The 14,180-nt window shown below is 40.7% G+C and carries 14 protein-coding genes and 1 pseudogene; 8 read left to right on the top strand and 7 right to left on the bottom strand.

Translation table 11 applies throughout. From position 1 onward, the window contains the following. Window positions 1-74: 74 nt before the first annotated feature. Window positions 75-3,278 (bottom strand): type ISP restriction/modification enzyme, encoded by a 3,204-nt coding sequence (locus tag H6G40_RS03740; RefSeq protein ID WP_190537297.1) that lies wholly within the window; start codon window positions 3,276-3,278, stop codon window positions 75-77. Window positions 3,279-3,452: 174 nt separating this feature from the next. Here H6G40_RS03740 and H6G40_RS03735 point away from each other — a divergent pair, with 174 nt between their 5' ends. The 5 genes from H6G40_RS03735 (at window position 3,453) to H6G40_RS03715 (ending at window position 6,907) form a co-directional block, all read left to right on the top strand. Next, window positions 3,453-4,169 (top strand): DUF433 domain-containing protein, encoded by a 717-nt coding sequence (locus H6G40_RS03735; protein WP_069473925.1) that lies wholly within the window; start codon window positions 3,453-3,455, stop codon window positions 4,167-4,169. After that, on the top strand, window positions 4,166-4,588 hold the full coding sequence (locus tag H6G40_RS03730; protein ID WP_002733914.1) for a PIN-like domain-containing protein: 423 nt from the start codon (window positions 4,166-4,168) through the stop codon (window positions 4,586-4,588). The genes H6G40_RS03735 and H6G40_RS03730 overlap by 4 nt, the downstream gene beginning before the upstream one ends. Before the next feature lie 254 nt (window positions 4,589-4,842). Continuing rightward, window positions 4,843-5,079, top strand: a complete 237-nt coding sequence (gene rpmB, locus H6G40_RS03725) for a 50S ribosomal protein L28 (protein WP_002732080.1) — start codon at window positions 4,843-4,845, stop codon at window positions 5,077-5,079. A 144-nt stretch (window positions 5,080-5,223) separates the two neighbouring features. Then, window positions 5,224-5,490, top strand: coding sequence for a photosystem I reaction center subunit PsaK (gene psaK / locus H6G40_RS03720; RefSeq protein ID WP_002734065.1), 267 nt, complete (start codon window positions 5,224-5,226; stop codon window positions 5,488-5,490). Window positions 5,491-5,770: 280 nt separating this feature from the next. Beyond that, window positions 5,771-6,907 carry an amino acid ABC transporter permease gene (locus tag H6G40_RS03715; protein ID WP_002731683.1) on the top strand — a complete coding sequence of 379 codons (1,137 nt, stop codon included), beginning with the start codon at window positions 5,771-5,773 and terminating at the stop codon, window positions 6,905-6,907. 31 nt (window positions 6,908-6,938) lie between these two features. On the opposite strand, the gene H6G40_RS03710 is transcribed toward H6G40_RS03715, so the two are convergent. Beyond that, complete coding sequence (locus H6G40_RS03710) at window positions 6,939-7,184, bottom strand: ssr2422 family thylakoid membrane protein (protein ID WP_002732005.1); 246 nt, start codon at window positions 7,182-7,184, stop codon at window positions 6,939-6,941. Window positions 7,185-7,242: 58 nt separating this feature from the next. Further along, window positions 7,243-8,418 (bottom strand): DUF4336 domain-containing protein, encoded by a 1,176-nt coding sequence (locus H6G40_RS03705; protein WP_002732302.1) that lies wholly within the window; start codon window positions 8,416-8,418, stop codon window positions 7,243-7,245. A 58-nt stretch (window positions 8,419-8,476) separates the two neighbouring features. Between H6G40_RS03705 and H6G40_RS03700 the strand changes: the two genes are divergently transcribed. The 3 genes and pseudogenes from H6G40_RS03700 (at window position 8,477) to H6G40_RS23845 (ending at window position 10,326) form a co-directional block, all read left to right on the top strand. Beyond that, on the top strand, window positions 8,477-9,742 hold the full coding sequence (locus H6G40_RS03700; RefSeq protein WP_069473924.1) for a YcjF family protein: 1,266 nt from the start codon (window positions 8,477-8,479) through the stop codon (window positions 9,740-9,742). 227 nt (window positions 9,743-9,969) lie between these two features. Continuing rightward, a pseudogene (locus tag H6G40_RS24100) lies at window positions 9,970-10,053 on the top strand (BrnT family toxin); the annotation flags it as partial. Window positions 10,054-10,110: 57 nt separating this feature from the next. After that, window positions 10,111-10,326 carry a hypothetical protein gene (locus tag H6G40_RS23845; protein WP_024970209.1) on the top strand — a complete coding sequence of 72 codons (216 nt, stop codon included), beginning with the start codon at window positions 10,111-10,113 and terminating at the stop codon, window positions 10,324-10,326. Between the two features lie 104 nt (window positions 10,327-10,430). Here the strand turns inward: H6G40_RS23845 and cdd are convergent, their stop codons facing one another. The 4 genes from cdd to pheS all read right to left on the bottom strand — a co-directional run bounded on the left by cdd (window position 10,431) and on the right by pheS (window position 14,012). Continuing rightward, window positions 10,431-10,832, bottom strand: a complete 402-nt coding sequence (gene cdd / locus H6G40_RS03690; RefSeq protein ID WP_069473923.1) for a cytidine deaminase — start codon at window positions 10,830-10,832, stop codon at window positions 10,431-10,433. 615 nt (window positions 10,833-11,447) lie between these two features. Further along, a complete protein-coding gene (locus H6G40_RS03685; RefSeq protein WP_069473921.1) occupies window positions 11,448-12,575 on the bottom strand; it encodes an NAD(P)/FAD-dependent oxidoreductase in 1,128 nt (375 codons plus the stop codon). A 74-nt stretch (window positions 12,576-12,649) separates the two neighbouring features. Then, entirely contained in the window at window positions 12,650-12,994 is a 345-nt protein-coding gene (locus H6G40_RS03680; protein ID WP_004160866.1) for a DUF4870 domain-containing protein, read from the bottom strand. A gap of 13 nt (window positions 12,995-13,007) precedes the next feature. After that, window positions 13,008-14,012, bottom strand: coding sequence for a phenylalanine--tRNA ligase subunit alpha (gene pheS, locus H6G40_RS03675; RefSeq protein WP_002793490.1), 1,005 nt, complete (start codon window positions 14,010-14,012; stop codon window positions 13,008-13,010). Window positions 14,013-14,180: the final 168 nt, after the last annotated feature.

The following is a 14,180-nucleotide window of genomic DNA, read 5'->3' as shown; positions in this document are numbered from 1 at the left end:
AGAGAGTCATTTATCCCTGAAAAGGGACTCTTGCCAGTGGGCAAAAATTAAGTTAATCTTCTCTCACCGGTGGCTTAACTAAAGGGGAAACCACCATATTTATTGATAATTATATCTATAGTTTCCATAATTGCGATCGATTCGCCTAAAATGGAGATAATTTGTTGATAATGTTCTAGGTCATCGTAGCTAAGGTGGCGACCTTTGCGGTCTTTTAGCCACTTCTGACACACTTGATAACCGCCGATATAAAAGTTCCAAATTTGGGGCGGAATCCCCGCAAAATACTGGTCAGAATTAATCGAAATTTGTTGTTTATTTTCGTCATATTTCACCTGTTCGACTAGATTAGAACCCGCCACGGGATAGCTACTAATTTCTTTTCCCGTTGCTTTCATTAGGTGTAACTGCACTAATCTGTCACCTTTTTTGACTAATTCCCAGAATAATTCTTGATTACTGGTGAGAGGAACGCGAGGAAAGTCTATTTTTAAAAATTCGGCGTAACGTTGGCGATATTGGGGAGAGTGAAAGACCGCATAGATATAGTTAAAAATGTCTTCTGGTCCAAAGGTTTTCTTTTCGTCTCCTTTGCCATCACTGATAAATTCTAATTCAAGTTTTGCCGAAAGTTCCTTAATAAATTCAGGCGCTAGATTGGGACGGCGACCATTTGGCGAGTTGGTTGGTTCTGTGTCAAATAGGGTTGGGGTATTGGTTGGGTAAAGATAGAGCGGAGAAAGATAAGAAGCTCCCGCACCCGCAGTTTTATTTCCTATGGCACATTGATGAGGAGGAAATTCAGTCAAGAAAACCGAAAATTCATAATTTGGCGAAAGTGGTCTTGTATAAAGCAACGTCAAGTTATATCCAAGCAAAATATTTCTAACTACTTCATTTCTTGGCAGTTCTACTACATCTTCATGATGGTAATAATTCCTGAGATCGAAAGGGCGGTATAAACATTTAGTAAAATAACTTAACCACTGACTATTGTTAAACAAAGCTCTTCTTTGTTCAAAAATATTCCAATCTCTTGTATCTTTTATATTATATTTTTCTCCAATTTCTTTGTCGGCGATTTGAATATTTCTAAAATCTTCTATTCTCTTATAAAGAGATTCAAAATCAAAATCAAAAACAAAATGATCTCTGTGAGTTTTTACACCTGTTGAATTAACACACATAATATCAACTATTTTCCAGCCTTTCTCGTACTCTGGTAATAAAGCTGTATTTTGATTTTTTAAGAGATAAAAACTTGCTTCAGGTTTAATAATTTCCCATTCAGTTGAACTAATATCATTTTCATCTAACCAATGATACTTACCCCCAACTAACTCCTTATTCTCTTTAACCTCTCTAACACCCCACAAATCAGCATGATAAACCTTGGCTAAATCTTGCTGACTATCTTGATACTTAATAAAAAACGCAATCGCTACACCTTGCTGAATATCAAACACATTTTGATCGGTTGAACCATCGGGACAAACTTCTTTTTTCTTGCTATTCCCATGCAAATCTAAAACATAAATATCATCAAAAGTCTGCATCAAATTTTGACGCATTCCCCGAAAAGTTGGGTTATCTAAATAACCATGATTTGTAATTAACGCCACAACTCCATAACCAGTTTCCGCTACCCGATACTGAGCAAAGCGAATAAACTTCACATAATCATCTAATAAACCTTTAGGGTTTCTCTCTCCCAATGGTTTTCCATCTAATTGATAATAATCCTTAACCAAATTCACAATCCAAGGGTCAGTATTCATCGACTGATAGGAATAGGGTGGATTGCCTAAAATAACCATAACTGGCATTTCTTGCTTAACATCTTTTGCCGCGGCTGCTTCATCGCGAATGCGATTTAAAAAACCGTCAGCAGGGGGAATTTGAAAAGCTTCCTGTAGGGTGTTAGTGAGATAGATTCCCAAGCGTTCATCGGCACTAAAATCATAGCCTAATTCCTGAAGTTGTAAACCTAACTTCATGTGTGCTACGGTGTAGGGAGCCATCAGTAATTCAAACCCAAAGAGACGGGGTAATAAATGTTTACTGACATAACTAGACCACATCCCTTTCTGTTGACGAAAACTGTCATAGATATGGTCGATAACAGAGTGTAAAAAAGTGCCTGTTCCCACAGCAGGATCGAGAATTAAAACTTGGTGAACTTCCTGAGTTTCTTGGCTATTATTAGGATTTTTAATCGTAATTTTTTTGGCATCGGCCAAACCTTTAGGAATCTGAAACTTATTTTTTAGAATATAGTCCACACTGCGAACCATGTAAGAAACCACGGGTTCAGGGGTATAATAAACCCCCCTAGACTCACGCATTTTACTATCGTATTCTGCTAAAAAAGTCTCATAAAAGTGAACCACAGGATCCTGCTTGCGTGTGCGTTTTCCAAAGCTGCCGAGAATCCCCTCCATGTCCGTTTGTTGTAAAATAGTCGCTAGAGTATCCACGGCCCAAGTAATCCGCTCATCTAATTCTGTACCAGCAATTTGATGAAAAATTCCCCGCAAAAAAGGGTTAGTTTTTGGGAGGCGAAATGCTGCCGTTTCCCTGGAAAAAGAACTTATTTGATCCGTATTACAGCGTGCTGCGAATAAACCATAACAGATTGTTTGTGCATACATATCCGCGAACTGCGCTTCATTGAGATCACTAATTAAAACTCGTTGAAAAGATTGCAATTGTTGCCGCAACATTCCCCCGCAATCTTGATCTTTTAAAGCTTGGCCGATTGCATCTCGAATTAACTGCGCTAAAGCGGCCATTTTTTTCGCCAATTCTCGCGGTGTTGTGATCTGAATAACTTTTGAGAGGAAAAATTGACAGAACAATTGTTCTACTTGTAAAATACCCTGGGAATCAGGTTTAATTTGCTTTTTTTGATTAAGACTTGCCACGGCAGCTGATAGACGCAATTCTCCCGATACATACCAACGAAATTCTAAATGATCAGTGATAATTAAATTACCCAAAGCCTGTAAATAACGTTTTATTTGGGGAGTATTTTCAACCTTTTTGAGAGAAGTTCCGATATCTTTTGCTTCTAGATGGCCAACTTCCACTATACCCTGATTAATCACAAAATCTGGAGCGCCACAAGCAATCCTTTTCGGTTCATTGAGAGCTTGTAGGTTATTATTTAGGGATTCAATTAATTTTTTTAAAGCAGGACGATAACTGTGTTCTGTGGCCTTACCCTGTTGATAAATGCCTGTGATTTCCTCTAGATATTTTGGCAGTGAATTACTCATTATCAGTGTTGCATACAAACGTTCTTCTATAGATAAAATATAACCTCATTTGCCCCCAATGTCCACTGAGATGCCCTCATCCTGCTTTATCCCTATCCTCAAGGATACCAAAATTAGCTAGAATGAAATAATAGGCGATAATCTCATCTCAACAACTTCACCAAAATATTAACGATGGTCAAAGCATCATCTCCCTTATCTCTAGAGCATCTCTATCATGTTCCCACCTACACTATAGCCGATACTGCGCGCTATCTCCATATTCCTTTGCCCACTCTGAGAACGTGGGTACGAGGACGCACCTACCCCACTAAAAAAGGACAAAAAGAGTTTTTACCCCTCATTCAACGACCTAATCCGAATATTCCGCAACTTTCCTTTACTAACTTAGTGGAAGCGCACGTTTTAAGAGTTATTCGCAAAATTCATAACATCCCTCTCGATAAAGTTAGACTTACCCTAGACTATATTAGTGAACAATTTAACACCGATCATCCTCTAGTTCAAAAACAATTTAGTACCGATGGAATTGACCTTTTTATTGAACAATTTGAACATTTAATTAATGCCTCCCGTTCGGGACAATTGACGATGAAACAATTCTTAAATAATCTCTTAACTCGTATTGAATGGGATGAACAAGATATCGCCACACGGCTTTTTCCCACTATCGACATAAATGGGGAAGACTTCAGCAATAAAGTCCTAAAGATAGACCCTAATATTTCCTTCGGAAAACCCGTGATCACAGGAACAGGAATTCCCACTAAAGTTGTCACAGAACTTTATGATGCGGGGGACTCTATAGAAGATATTGCCAATGATTATAATTGTCAACCTTGGCAAATTGAAAAAGCGATTTTATTCGAGTGCAATTGGCAAGCGGCATGACCTATCAATACACCTATTTTATCGACCGCGCTTTAGGAAAATCTATCGGTGAAGCTTTGCAAGAAATAGGGGTTAAAATTGAATTTCATCATGCCCATTTTGCCCCAGATGCACCGGATACGGAGTTGCTACCTATTGTTAGTCAAAGAGGATGGATAGTATTAACTAAAGATGTAAACATTGGTAGAAATATTTTAGAAGTTCAACAGATAGCCCGTTATCAGGCTCAAGTATTTGTTCTAGTTTCTGGCAACTTACCTCGTCAAACCATGATTAATATTTTTGTCGAAACAATCGATAAAATCGAAAGAATAATTCAAGGTAATCAAGCTCCTTTTATCGCCAAAATATACCAAAATTGTCAAGTAAAATTGTGGAAAAATAGAAATGAATTAACCAGAATAATAGAAACTATGTAAAACTTATTAAAATATTTTTTATTCAGTAAAAAATTACAGCTAAATTTGTTGACAATATTCTCACCATTACCTCTGATGCAATTGTCGAAATTGTCTGAGCAGTGAACCGGTTTAATCAACTTCTTAATCCCCCCACTTGCTGTTAAATTTATCTCCGTTCACTTCACCCAGGGGAAGGGGGGGACTTCTGGCGAGATTTGAGTTAAACTAGAAAGGTTGACTATTGACAAACATCGATCGCACAGGAGTAAATTATGTCTAGAGTCTGTACTATGACGGGGAAAAAGGCCAATAACGCCTATGCGGTGTCCCACTCCCACCGTCGCACCAAAAAATTACAAGAAGCTAACCTACAATGGAAAAGAGTTTGGTGGTCGGAAGGCAACCGTTGGGTAAAACTACGCATCTCTACCAAAGCTATCAAAACCATTGAAAAGAAAGGATTAGCCGTCTTCGCTAGAGAAGTAGGCTTAAACTTGAATTTGTACTAAGCGAGTAGTTCATAAGTAGAGACGAATCGGCCGTATTGTTGACTCCTCTGCTTTTGATTATTAAGTATTGCAACAGGGCGTGATGTGGGGTGAAAACTACCTTTAAGATTAAAAACTTAAAACGACCTGTTCAGGAGAATTTCAATGTACTCAACCCTATTAATGGCCGCCACCGCCGTACAAGGTTCCAGCGAATGGAGTCCCAAAGTGGCGATTGTCATGATTATCTGCAATATTCTCGCTATTGCTTTCGGTAAAGCGACTATTAAACAACAAAATGTCGGTCCTGCTTTACCTTCCCCCGCTTTATTCGGTGGTATGGGATTAGGCGCTTTACTGGGTACTACCAGTTTTGGTCATGTCCTCGGCGCCGGTGTCATCCTCGGTCTCTCCCGTCTCGGAGTTATCTAAATATGTTTTGATTTTCTTAATCGGTGGCCAAAAGTCACCGATTTCTTTTGTGAAAAATTCTGGACTGTACAATAAATATTACTGGGTGCATCTTAATATTTGTGACTTTCTCTCACATATAGGTGAGCAGCAGAAGTTATTAAAAGAGGGCGAATGCCATTCGCCCCTACAATAATATTATCGCGCCAATGGTAGGGGCGCATCGTGGTCAGTGAGTTTATCGAACTGCGTGCGCCCAAATGTAATATAGATATTTCTCCAAAATTGAGATGCACCCATTATGACTTTACCTCAAAAAAATTCTTTTTGGTACGATGAGCGATTTCAGAAGATTTTTCTACAGGTAATTATCCTGCTAATTGTCTGCCTAATTTTCTGGTTTTTTGGTCGCAATTTAGTGATTAATTTCCAACGCCTACGCTTAAGTTTTGGCTTTGGCTTTCTCTTTGATCCTGACCGACCAGCCTCTTTTGCGATTGGTGACTCTCCTATTGCCTACAGTCCCACCGATACCTATTTTCGCGCTCTTTTGGTGGGATTAGTTAATTCTCTCCGCATTATGATTAGTGGCATATTTTTGGCGATTAGTCTGGGAATAGTCATCGGGTTAGGTCGCTTGTCGGATAATTGGTTAATTCGTCAGTTAGCAACAATTTATGTGGAAACTATTCGCAATACTCCTCTATTATTACAATTATTTTTTTGGTATTTTGCTGTGTTTCTGAAACTGCCGAAGATTGAGGAATCTTTAGAGTTCTTTGGCAGTATATTTTTAAATAACTCAGGAGTCTATTTACCTTTCCCCGCTAATAGTTTCAGGACATGGTTAACCTTATTTATCATTGCTTTAGGAATAATTTTCTCATTATTTTTATCCATAAAAAATAAACTTGGTTTATGCCTAACTAGCCTACTAATCCTAGTTATAATTCCCCTAATTTGGGGTTTACAATGGCAAAGTCCCCAAGTTAATCCTCTTAATCAAAATATTGACTTCGGTTTACATCTTTCTTCCGAGTTTGCTACTCTCCTAATCGGTTTAACTGTTTATACAGCTGCCTTTATTGCGGAAACGGTACGGGGAGGGATTCAATCGGTTAATCGGGGACAATGGGAAGCAGCTAAAGCCTTGGGATTAAAACCTTTATTAGTAATGAGATTAGTGATTTTTCCCCAAGCTTTGCCGGTGATTATTCCTCCTTTAACTAATGAATGTTTAAATCTGGTTAAAAACTCTAGTTTAGCGATCGCTATCGGTTATAATGATATTTATGCTATCTCTAGTACCATCGCTAATCAGACAGGAAAAGCTGTAGAGATGTTAATAGTAGTTATGGCCACCTATTTATTCTTTAATCTGGTGATTTCCTTGACTATGAATCAATTAAACAAACGGGTAAAAATTCAAGAAAGGTAGCCTAATGCACCAGAATTTAGCGATAAATTAATTAATGAGCATTAGCAGAATATAAAGCGGTGATAATTGCTGTCACCGCAGGACTAAGACTAGATAAAACCACCACAGAAGCGGTGGCAATGATGATAGTAGTAGCCATTCTCACCATACCGTCTGTACCTTTTTGATAGGCATCAAATTTATATTCTAAGCGGTCAACTTTTTGACCAAGTTCTTCTCGCAATTGAATCAACGCTGCTCTGATGTCATCATTACTGGGATTTTCGGGAATTTGCATGACCTTGATTAGCAATCAACTAACAACCGCATATATTATAGCAGTTCTTAGCCATAAATTACAATTTTTTATCAGGAGGAGGAGTCAATCGCCAGCGCACTAAAAAACTATCAATACTTTCTAAACATTCCAAGTCATCTTTAGGTAAATAAGAATCTTTTGACAAGAAAGAAAAAGCCTGCTGAAACTCTTGCCTATCAGCTTGAATTGGACTAGCAAAATGACAAGGAATAACCTGTTTAATCGGCCATTGGGCAATTCTATCAACCCATTGACTAACCTCGTCAGTATTGCGATTAAGAATCAAAGTTTGCAAAATTGGCGCGACTATTAACCTACCCTCGCGACGCAAATTTAAAAAAGTCTTTTGCCAATCATCCCCCCATTGAAAAGGGAATAAACCAAAATAGGCTTTTTTACTCTTTTCCTTAGCAGTAAAAGCATCTAGAAAGACCTTAATCCAATTGGGAACAGCTAAAACAGGAGGTTGAAAATAAAGAGCAAAAAGACAAATTCTTTGCCAACCCCGACGGCGATTTTCTGGGGTATCCTCCACCAGATCCTTAGCCGTATTTTTAGCGTGAAACAGCAGCGGATAGGGGTCTAATTCTAAAATAGCGGGAGGATTTTCTGGGATAGAAATAATGCCATCGGTTAGCAGCAGAGTTTGAGAGTAGTGATGAAAAAAAGCCACTTCCGAGAAGTACCCCACATTCAGATCAATTGCGGGTAAAATTTCATAACTAAAATCTTTTCCTAAAGGAGTAGTTGTCGAGTCAGCAGGTAAAATTTCCGTTCGTTTTGCCGGTAAACCCAACCAACTCAAAGGTAAATTAAGAGGAAAACTCCATTGATTAGGAGCAACATAAACTATAGCCTTAGGAAAATAACGAGCAAAAGGACCCACAAAAACCTTATGTTCAATCCCAGAAATCGTCGGCAAAATAATATACTTAACTTCCCCGTGTTCACTTTCCAACTCACGCATTAAGCGAATACATTCAGGAGTCGGGGCCACAGGTGCATAAACAAATAAACCCCCAGATGCTAACTTAATTACCGTCATGCGAATCGGCACAACCACATAAAAAATACCCTGCAATTGCTCAAATGTCCAGAGCGTATCTTTCACCACTTCTTGGCGAATTGTCCGTCTTTGACCGTAGGGATAAAGTGGTACAATTGGCCAGAAAGGCCATGATAAATCTTGCGGACTAATTGCGGCTTTTGTCATCGTCTGATTCTATGGCTGAAAATCTCTATTTTAGTTATCATAAACCCTTCTAATCCCCATGACTAATAAACTGCCCATTGATTCTTTGGTCAATACTTGGAATAGTCTCACGGGGAAAGTGATGAAAAGACTCCCCATCGACCAGTTGACTAATACTGTCCTCCAGTGGTTTAGTGTCAGTGATAGTCAAGTAGCGGAAATTTTAGAAAAAGTCCGTCAAGAATTACCCACCACCGAGGCGCTGTTAATCGGTAAACCGCAAACGGGAAAAAGTTCGATTATTCGGGGAATAACGGGAGTTTCGGCGGAAATCGTCGGGCAAGGTTTCCGTCCCCACACCCAAAACACCCAGCGCTACACCTACCCCGCAGAAGATTTACCCCTGTTGATTTTTACCGATACGGTGGGGTTAGGAGATGCCTATCAACACACAGAGACGATAATCGCGGAATTATTGGCAGATTTAGCTGAAAATACGGGACGCGCCCAGGTTTTTATCGTGACGGTAAAAATTGATGATTTTGCCACCGATAGCCTTCTGGAAATTACCAAACAACTGCGGCAAAAATATCCTAAAATCCCCTGTTTACTGGCTGTAACCTGCCTTCATCAGCTTTATCCTCCTAATATCGCCGATCATCCCCCTTATCCTCCCGATTTCGAGGATATCAATCGCGCCTATCAAGAAATTAAAGAAATTTTTAAGGATTTATATGACAATTCTGTGCTAATAGATTTTACCCTAGAGGAAGACGGTTACAACCCTGTTTTTTACGGTTTAGAGGCATTTAGAGACAATTTAGCCGATTTATTGCCAAAAGCTGAGGCTAACACCATCCACCAACTTTTAGATCGGGAAACCAGCAATAAACTAGGCAATCTCTATCGGGACGTGGCCCGACGCTATATGTTAGCCTTTTCCGTCATAGCGGCGACCTTGGCGGCGATTCCCTTACCCTTAGCGACTATGCCCGTTTTAACCGCCCTACAAGTGTCAATGGTGGGGGTTTTAGGCAAATTATACGGTCAAGTCTTAACCCCATCCCAAGCCGGCGGAGTCGTCAGTGCGATCGCTGGCGGCTTTTTGGCCCAGGCCATCGGTCGGGAATTGGTGAAATTTATCCCCGGTTTTGGCAGTGTGATCGCCGCTTCTTGGTCCGCTGCCTATACCTGGGCCCTAGGAGAGGGTGCTTGTGTCTATTTTGGCGATTTAATGGGGGGTAAAAAACCCGATCCTAAGAGGATTCAAAGGGTGATGAAAGAGGCTTTTTCTGCTGCCCAAGAAAGATTTAAAAATGTCGCCACGGGGGGAGATAAAATGTAGTTATTAGCCCCTTAATTGTTGGAGATAAAGCAGCCTAAGACAAGTAGCATATCTTCAAGTTAGCGAGATTTTAGTAACATTCGTCAGCTTTAGCTCCACTGGAAATTTACTTGTGCTTCTGAACCAGATCTATGGTTCAATACAGTTGAATATATCCCGTTCAAGTAATAGACAAAACATATCAAAAATGTGCCATCAGTTTCAGTGAGTAGCAGTATAATGGCTTTATGCAGTTTGACTGGGATAAAAATAAGGCAGAACGCAATCTATCAAAGCACGAAGTCTCAATTGAGGAAGCAAAAACTATTTTTGATGATTCTCTCTATGTTGAATTCTACGATACAGATCATTTAGAAGGAGTTGATATTATGTTAGTTAAAGGAATTAAAAAAGGCAAAATTATTGAGTTATTAGAGGAAGTTGATTTTCCCGATAATGAAGAGATATTAGTAGAAATTAGAGAGGTTAATGATTTTTGGTCAGCCTTGCAAGATTTTAGGCAAAGGGTAGATTTGGCAAGTCTTGATGATGATACTTTTGATAATTTACGGGACAAGTCAACGGGGAGAGATGTTCATTTATGACTCTCAAGTATTTACTAGATACTAATGTTTTGTCAGATCATGGCTCTTATACCAGTTATCTTAGCCGTTGTTGTAGTACCTTGAACCCTATACTTTACCCACAGTTAAAAACGAAAGGAAAAAGGCAGTAAATCCGAGAGATTAAAACAATAATTTTGCTGGGTTCCACAGACAATAATCTCTGCTTGCGGCGCTAATTCGGCTATCCATTGACGACAGGCTCCGCAGGGAGTTAACTGACTAATATCATTCTTCCCATCGATACAGGCTATAGCGATCGCCCGTACTTCTCGATCGCCCGCTGCGATTATTTGCGCTAAAGTTGCCCTTTCCGCGCATAAACTCAAGCCATAACTAGCGTTCTCCACATTAGTACCAGCATAAATCTTTTTATCTGTCAAGACCGCCGCCCCCACCCGAAAACGGGAATAGGGAGAATAGGAAAGTTTCGCCACTTCCCGAGCAGTGTCACAGAGTTGTTGTCTTTCTTGTTCAGATAGGGTCATCGGCTGCCGATAGCAGGGAGTGGGGAATTGGGGAATTGTGGAAGTGGGGTGTGGGGTGTAGGGTTTAGGGTGTAGGGTGTGGGGAGTTTTCTCAGTGAACTGATAACTGATAACTGATAACTGACTCCTAACCCAATGGTAGATGTTGGATTGTTGCGAGAGTTCTATTTTCCGACAAAGATAAGCAAAAATTATTTATTGACTGGAAAACCTTGAGAATATTTAAATTAACATTCCGCAATATTTATAAATTCTTAAGAATTAATTGAGAAAGATTTTTATTTAACAACGATGTTATCAAGGTTACAGCGATTTGATAGAATTTCATAATGGGCTATTTTATGCTTTTTTAGGCAGCAATGCTTGAAACCCTTGCCACACCTAGAAGGTGATCCTAATCAAGACGGGTAAATCAGTCAATTTCACCCACAACGATGATCTTTTTTTTATGTAGTTTTATTGCAAAAAAAAAGTTTTTTTGACAAAAAGCACAAAGTATGATACTAACCCAACGTATTTCTGGCTGCGAGTAATTATTGTAGAGAGGGGAGAGGGGAGAATAAATAAAAATAATCCCCTGACTCGGAGAATACTGACGACCGACTCCTAACCCCATCAACAAACTTTTTCAGCCAACCCTAACTTATCACTTAACATTTCCCTGACGATTTTAGCGGTAGCAGGAGCCAATAAAACCCCGTTGCGGTAGTGTCCCGTGGCCAGAATAACGTTATCGTATCCGGGCAAATATTCGATGATGGGAGCGGATTTTTTCTCCGGTCGCGGTCGCTTACCGGACCAAGTACGCACGATCGCACCCGCAGCCAAAGAGGGACAAAAAGTGATCGCCTGTTGATACACTTGTTCTAATAGGGCAGTATCGGCGATAATTTCGCCCTTTTCGTCCATAAATTCCACCGTTGCTCCAATCCAGTATTCTGCTCCGGCCAAAGGCAGAATATGCAGGTCATTTCCCGTTAAAATCGGCTTAAAATCGGAACTTTCTAAGGGTTGCGTCAATTTTATCTGTAAAGCTTGCCCTAAAACCGGTCGTATCTCCACTGGATGGGTAAGAGTTTCAGTTAAAGCAGTGGAACCGATTCCCGCAGAAAGAATCAAAAAGTCGCTTTCCTCTATACCATTAAAACTATAAACGTGGGTGCATTGCCTCAAATTAGAGCCATGAAGCTCTGTCTTCCCAAAATTTTCAACTTTTACCCCAAATTGACATTTAACCCCCCTTCTTGCCGCAGCAGTGACGAGAGACTCCGTGAGCAGGGCCGGATTAATTTGATGATCCCTGGGAGAATAGATAGCACCCTGGAGATGATCGCTGGCCACTTGGGGACATTTTTGGTTTAAAGTCTCTTTATCCCAGATTTCTAGACAATATCCCTGTTCTTGGCGTATTTGGGCTAACTTGCGCCAATTTTCTTCGTCTTCGGCACTCGATCGCAGGAGGACAATGCCATCACGGTTACAGGGAATAGTCAGTCCGGTGAGGGATTCTAGCTCAGGAAGGAGGGTTTCGTAACGTTTTAAACTTTCTTGCCGCAGTTTCCAGGCTCTACCTTTAGTTTTATGGCTGATAATCCCCATTAAAATCCCTAAAGCTGCCCCGGTTGCTCCTTGTCCCGGTTTTTTTTCATCGATGAGGGTAATTTCTAATCCTTCGATGGCGCTTAATTCGTAGGCAATGGTAGCCCCCACTATCCCCGCACCGATGATGACAATTTTAGTCATAAACTCCAGAGGCTATTTTTCTAGTGGGAATAGGACTAAAAAAGGGTTGAACAGGTTTCAACCCCGATAATTAATTACAGAACCCGGAAAATAAAAGGATAACGGAAAACCTTATAAGCATCTTTCCAGACTTGCAGGATAGCAAGAATGGGGAGAACAATGTTCACCACACCAAGAATCGCTAAAAGCAAATAACCGATTAAAACCCAAATTAGAATCCCAGCAATTAGGTAGTATAACCACATATTCAGGTGAAAGTTTAAAGCTTCTTTGGCGTTTTCCTTCACCGTTCCATCATCAGAAATGAAATAAATAGCTAAGGGAATCCCCACCGATACCAGCGTAGCACTCAAAAAGATCGAAGCATGACAAGCCACAGATAGGAGTCTTTTTTTGGTTAAATCTTCACTCATGACCATCGGGTTTATCCCCCTAAAATTGGCGGAGAAAGCGGATATCACTATTATAACAACGGCGAATATCGTCTATCTCATGTAATACCATAGCAAATCTTTCCACGCCAAAACCAGCAGCAAAACCCGTATAGATTTGGGGGTCATAACCGACTGCTTTTAAGACATTGGGATCCACCATACCACAGCCCATCACCTCCAACCATTTGCCTTTCCACTGTACATCTACCTCGGCCGAGGGTTCAGTAAAAGGGAAGTAGGAAGCGCGGAATTTAACCGGTAAATCGGCCCCAAACATTTGCTTAAGAAATTCTTTAATTGTTCCTTTCAAATCCGTAAAGGTTAATCCCCGGTCCACCGCTAATAATTCCACTTGATGGAAAACCGCGGAATGGGTTGCATCCACGGTATCGCGACGATAAACCCGGCCCGGGGCCACAATCCGAATCGGGGGTTCGTGACTTTCCATGTAGCGAATCTGCACCGGGGAGGTATGGGTCCGCAATAAACGACCATCCCTCAAGAAAAAAGTATCCTGCATATCCCGGGCCGGATGGTCAGCAGGGATATTTAAAGCCTCAAAATTATAATAATCGCTTTCTACCTGCGGCCCAGTGGCGATAGTGTAACCCAGACCGACGAAAATATCGATCATGCGATCAACTGTGCTATTTAAGGGGTGAATTCGCCCTAAAGGACGGCTAAGAGCAGGTAGGGTGACATCGAGGGTTTCTGCCGCTAATTTCGCCTTAATTTGGGCATTCTGGAGACTTTCTCGCCGGGATTCCAGCAGCGATTGTACTAATTCTTTGACCTCATTAGCGATCGCACCGAGGCGCGGTCTCTCTTCGGGGCTTAATTTGCCCATTTCGCGTAAAATCTGCGATAATTCTCCTTTCTTACCGAGATAATTCACCCTTAGCTGTTCTAAGTCTTCTAGGGTTGTTGTTTCTTCGATGGAATTTTCCGCTTTCCCTGCCAGGGTTTTTAGGGCAGTTTCGATCGGATGGGGGGATAAACTCATAATTAGGGCATTTTATAGGGCAGCATTCTAGTCTAGTTTATCAAGAGGGGGAATTGGGGAGACAGTTGCAGGGGCGATTTGCTTTCCGGGGTGACGATTCCCTGAGATGGTTTGCTGTATCAAGTTCATCGCTCCCTGTCCCCTCTGATCAAATGGGAGCTTATTGCA

It is taken from the genome of Microcystis viridis FACHB-1342, from assembly GCF_014698335.1.
Taxonomy (GTDB): Bacteria; Cyanobacteriota; Cyanobacteriia; order Cyanobacteriales; family Microcystaceae; genus Microcystis; species Microcystis ichthyoblabe_A.
This window is presented reverse-complemented; position numbering and strand designations above follow the sequence as displayed.

What these genes read in the sequence shown, in the direction of transcription:
- H6G40_RS23845 (WP_024970209.1), top strand. Translation starts at nt 10,111, where the DNA reads ATGTTAGTTAAAGGAATTAAAAAAGGCAAAATTATTGAGTTATTAGAG.
- H6G40_RS03730 (WP_002733914.1), top strand. Translation starts at nt 4,166, where the DNA reads ATGACCTATCAATACACCTATTTTATCGACCGCGCTTTAGGAAAATCT.
- H6G40_RS03710 (WP_002732005.1), bottom strand. Translation starts at nt 7,184, where the DNA reads ATGCAAATTCCCGAAAATCCCAGTAATGATGACATCAGAGCAGCGTTG.
- H6G40_RS03685 (WP_069473921.1), bottom strand. Translation starts at nt 12,575, where the DNA reads ATGACTAAAATTGTCATCATCGGTGCGGGGATAGTGGGGGCTACCATT.
- rpmB (WP_002732080.1), top strand. Translation starts at nt 4,843, where the DNA reads ATGTCTAGAGTCTGTACTATGACGGGGAAAAAGGCCAATAACGCCTAT.
- H6G40_RS03680 (WP_004160866.1), bottom strand. Translation starts at nt 12,994, where the DNA reads ATGGTCATGAGTGAAGATTTAACCAAAAAAAGACTCCTATCTGTGGCT.
- H6G40_RS03735 (WP_069473925.1), top strand. Translation starts at nt 3,453, where the DNA reads ATGGTCAAAGCATCATCTCCCTTATCTCTAGAGCATCTCTATCATGTT.
- H6G40_RS03700 (WP_069473924.1), top strand. Translation starts at nt 8,477, where the DNA reads ATGACTAATAAACTGCCCATTGATTCTTTGGTCAATACTTGGAATAGT.
- H6G40_RS03705 (WP_002732302.1), bottom strand. Translation starts at nt 8,418, where the DNA reads ATGACAAAAGCCGCAATTAGTCCGCAAGATTTATCATGGCCTTTCTGG.
- H6G40_RS03715 (WP_002731683.1), top strand. Translation starts at nt 5,771, where the DNA reads ATGACTTTACCTCAAAAAAATTCTTTTTGGTACGATGAGCGATTTCAG.
- pheS (WP_002793490.1), bottom strand. Translation starts at nt 14,012, where the DNA reads ATGAGTTTATCCCCCCATCCGATCGAAACTGCCCTAAAAACCCTGGCA.
- H6G40_RS03740 (WP_190537297.1), bottom strand. Translation starts at nt 3,278, where the DNA reads ATGAGTAATTCACTGCCAAAATATCTAGAGGAAATCACAGGCATTTAT.
- psaK (WP_002734065.1), top strand. Translation starts at nt 5,224, where the DNA reads ATGTACTCAACCCTATTAATGGCCGCCACCGCCGTACAAGGTTCCAGC.
- cdd (WP_069473923.1), bottom strand. Translation starts at nt 10,832, where the DNA reads ATGACCCTATCTGAACAAGAAAGACAACAACTCTGTGACACTGCTCGG.